This is a genomic window from Caldisericum sp. (assembly GCA_022759145.1).
GTDB lineage: Bacteria > Caldisericota > Caldisericia > Caldisericales > Caldisericaceae > Caldisericum.
The window spans coordinates 1-3,927 of record JAEMPV010000146.1 but is presented as its reverse complement, the minus strand read 5'-3'; the positions used below and the strand labels follow the sequence as shown (position 1 = coordinate 3,927).

General features: G+C 36.7%; 5 protein-coding genes. All 5 read left to right on the top strand.

Translation table 11 applies throughout. The features are described from left to right. A partial coding sequence (locus tag JHC30_07910; protein ID MCI4464065.1) for an ABC transporter ATP-binding protein occupies positions 1-928 on the top strand: 928 nt, incomplete at its 5' end. Further along, positions 925-1,722, top strand: coding sequence for a sugar phosphate isomerase/epimerase (locus JHC30_07905; protein ID MCI4464064.1), 798 nt, complete (start codon positions 925-927; stop codon positions 1,720-1,722). The genes JHC30_07910 and JHC30_07905, both read left to right, overlap by 4 nt. 61 nt (positions 1,723-1,783) lie before the next feature. Then, a complete protein-coding gene (locus tag JHC30_07900) occupies positions 1,784-2,878 on the top strand; it encodes an extracellular solute-binding protein (GenBank protein ID MCI4464063.1) in 1,095 nt (364 codons plus the stop codon). A gap of 51 nt (positions 2,879-2,929) precedes the next feature. Further along, complete coding sequence (locus tag JHC30_07895) at positions 2,930-3,763, top strand: ABC transporter permease (GenBank protein ID MCI4464062.1); 834 nt, start codon at positions 2,930-2,932, stop codon at positions 3,761-3,763. A gap of 5 nt (positions 3,764-3,768) precedes the next feature. Further along, on the top strand, positions 3,769-3,927 hold a 159-nt coding region (locus tag JHC30_07890; GenBank protein MCI4464061.1), incomplete at its 3' end, for a hypothetical protein.

The following is a 3,927-nucleotide window of genomic DNA, read 5'->3' as shown; positions in this document are numbered from 1 at the left end:
TTCCGGATGCGGGAAAACAACACTACTCAGGTCTATTGCTGGCTTTGAAACTGTTGATAGTGGCGAAATTGTTGTTGATGGTAAACTTATTAATGATGTTCCACCAGAAAAGAGGGATGTAGCAATTGTTTTCCAGTCGTATGCCCTTTTCCCTCATATGACAGTTTTCGAGAATGTTGCGTTTCCCTTGATGATTAAAGGTGTTCCAAAGGCAGAGCAGGAGAAAGTTGTTTTGCCATTGTTAGGGATGCTGAAGATTTCAAACCTTAAGGATCGTTATCCCCGTCAATTATCAGGTGGTCAGCAACAGAGAGTTGCTCTTGCAAGAGCACTTGCTAAAAGTCCTAAGATTTTGCTCCTTGATGAGCCCCTTTCTGCTCTCGATGCAAAAGTAAGAGAAGAGATACGAGTTGAAATAAGAAGGGTTCAAAAGGAACTTTCAATGACCACCATTTATGTTACACACGACCAGGCGGAGGCACTTTCAATATCAGATAGGATTGTGGTTATGAATGCAGGGACAATACAGCAAATTGGAACACCTGTTGAAATCTATAGAGAACCAAAGAATCTTTTTGTTGCAAACTTTGTTGGTGTTGCTAATATCTTTTTCGGAGAAGTTGTCAATGGCAAATTCAAATGGGAGAATTATGAATTTGAAATTTCCAATCCAAATGTTTCAGGTAAATACGCACTTGCAGTAAGACCAGAAATGATGAAGATTTCAAAAGAGATGATGCATAAGAATGCTTTTAAGGCGGTTGTTGATGTTACGACATTCCTTGGTTCGTTTGCAAGGATGACACTTAAAGCCTTTAACAATTTGATACAGGTTGATCTTCCAATCGAGATTGCAAAAGAATTTGAAAAAGGCGACGAAGTTTATGTTTATTTCGAAGGGCAAGATACCCTGCTTATAAAAGAATGATTAGATTTGGTTTTTCTTACAGCAGTTTTTTAGAGAAAAAGGACTATGTTAATCTTTTTGGAGAGGGCTTAAGAGTTGTTGAAATAAATCCGCTTACACCAAAAGATCTCGTATTATTTTTGAGAGACATTGGCTTTGAGATCACTTTTCATATTGGCTTTTTAAGGGGAATTAACCCTTCGTATCCTGTTGAAGGTATAAGAAAAGAAGTTGTAAAAGAAATACTGCGAGAAATTGAATATGGAATTTCTTTTGGCTCAAGCAACTTTACTCTGCATGGTGGATATGTTCCGTGGTTTGATTTCCTTCCTCAATCCTACGAAGAATACGAAGAATATTTAAGTATTGCAATGTCAGAAAGGCGTTTACACGTTGAAGCGTTAAGAAAATCCGTAGAAGAAATAATAAAAACTTTTCCACAGGTTAAGATCGCAATTGAGAATGTATATTTCCCGTTTGAACTTTTTAACAATCCTTCTGAATTAAGAGACTTTGTTTTCAGTTTTGAAAATCTTTATGTTACCCTTGACTTTGGACACGCAAAAATCTCTTCTTATAAGATTTACGACTATGTTAATGAGTTAAAGGAAAGGATTGCGAAACTCCACTTGCATACAAATGATACCCTTTATGATATCCATAGACCGATAATAAATATCGATCCCGATTTTGCTATGTCTTTGAGAAGTTTGAATGACTTACAAACTGATATAGTTGGCATTATCGAACTTCATAGAGATAAAAACGCAATTCTTACGAGTTTTAAAAGTATAAAAGAGGTTTTAAGGGGGTGAGAAAGAGGTATGAAAAAATTCGAAAAGTAAAAAACAAAAATTTTAAGGGAGGTGGAGAATTATGAAAAAGTTATTAGTTTTGTTGGTTGTTTTAGTGATTACAACATCTTTGTTTGCGGGATGTAAGAAGCAAACAACTGAAACAGGTACTCAAACTGGAACAAACATAATGGATACACTTGCTGCTCAAGCTAAGAATGAAGGTGGCGTTATTAACTCTTATGGAATGCCTGATGTTTGGGCAAACTATGGGGAAATTTATGCTGAGTTTGAGAAACTCTATGGCATTAAACACCAGGACATCGATATGGGTTCTTCTGTTGTATATTCGAGGATGAAGGAAGAAAATGCATCAAAGAACGATGTTGCAGACCTCAAACCATCCTATGCAATGAAACTTGCGGAAGAAGGATATACAAGCGATTACAAAGTTAGCGTATGGGACAAGATTCCAGAGGGGCAGAAGGGGGTTGCTCCAAATGGTTCAGTATGGCAGGCAGCCTATAAGGGAACTCTTGGGTTTATTGTAAACACAAATATTGTTAAAAAAGTTCCTCATACATGGGCTGAACTTAACGACCCTGCCTATAAAGGGCTTGTAAGTTATCTTGACCCGAGGGCAACAGGAACTGGCGTGAATACGGTCGAGGCAATTTCATATGCAATGTCTGGTGACCCTTACAATTACAATGCAGGTATCGATTTTCTTGTAAAACTCCATAAAAACGGAATTATCGCTTCGGTTGACCCAAAGGTTGATGTAAGTAAGTTCCAAAGGGGCGAGGTTGCTATTCTTATTAACTTCGATTACAACCTTCTTCTCTGGAGAGACACGCTTGGAGTTCCTGCTGAAGTTGTAATTCCAACAGATGGAACCATTGCAACTGGTGGTGGAGTTATAATGGCTAAAAACGCACCTCATCCTAACACTGCAAAACTCTTCCTTGAATTCTTATTCTCAGAAAAAGGACAACAACTTTTAGCAAAGGCATATGTAACACCAATTAGGTCTGATGTCCAAATTCCTCCAGACATTGCTGCAAAATTCCCTCCAAAAGAAGAATACTCAAAGGTTGCATTTATCGACTATAAGAAAGATAATGAGATTTCCAATGCATTGATAGACGCCTGGGCAAAAGCAGTTGGTGCACACTAACTTGAATTATTGGGGGAGTGGTAGGACTCCCCCTCTTCTTAGAGGGAACATATGAGAAAGATTAATAAAGAATACCTTCTTATACTACCATTTTTTATATTCTTAGGCTTTTTTGAATTGTATCCTATATTCAATCTTTTTGTAAAAGGCTTTTTTAACGATAAAGGTGTTTTTACCCTCCAATATTACAAAAATATTTTTACTGTTGACCAGTATAAGGTTGCAGTAAGAAATAGTCTTTTATTTTCAACTGCAGCAAGCCTATTTGGTGGAGTTTTTGGCACTCTGGTTGGTTATTTTATTTCAAGATTAAAAGGTAATACAAAAAACTTTTTGCTTTCCCTATATTCGCTTCCTTTGACTCTTTCAGGGCTTGTCGTTGCTTTTGCATTTATTGTTCTTTTGGGAAGAAACGGCGTAATCAATCAACTCATTAGAATGATCTTTAATTTACCAAAGGACTTTTATATTAATATCTATTCCTGGCCTGGAATTGTTTTTGTTTATGGATTTTTCCAGATACCTCTTATGACGCTTACGATGGCTGCAACCTTTGAGAACCTTGATAAAAGTCTTGTTGAAGCAGCAAGAAATCTTGGTTGCACAACTATTCAGACCTGGAAATATGTAATAATTCCTTCACTTGCTCCAGGCTTTATTTCAGGGCTTAGTATCCAGTTTGCTGGTATGCTTGGTGCTTTTGGAACTGTCCTTGCGCTTGTTGGAGGCGAAAAAAATCTTCTTTCCATCCAAATATATTTCCAAACATCGGAGTCAACCTATAATTTACCTCAATCGGCGGCTCTATCGGTAACTTTGATTTTGATTATTGCGGTTGTTCTATCAATTTTAAATGCGATAGAGAAATCGCTTAAAAGGAGTTAAAAAATATGAAGAGAAATATTCTTGAGAAGATAATAATTGCAATACTTGTTTTATATATAGTTTTGCCTATTTCAATGCCAATTATCTTTTCTTTTTCCAAATTCTGGCAGGGTATTTTACCAAAAGGTTTCACGCTTGAATGGTATGCTTCTATTATCAAAAGG

Excerpts from the sequence above, each read along its gene's own strand:
- JHC30_07895 (MCI4464062.1), top strand. The coding sequence starts at position 2,930 with ATGAGAAAGATTAATAAAGAATACCTTCTTATACTACCATTTTTTATA.
- JHC30_07900 (MCI4464063.1), top strand. The coding sequence starts at position 1,784 with ATGAAAAAGTTATTAGTTTTGTTGGTTGTTTTAGTGATTACAACATCT.
- JHC30_07905 (MCI4464064.1), top strand. The coding sequence starts at position 925 with ATGATTAGATTTGGTTTTTCTTACAGCAGTTTTTTAGAGAAAAAGGAC.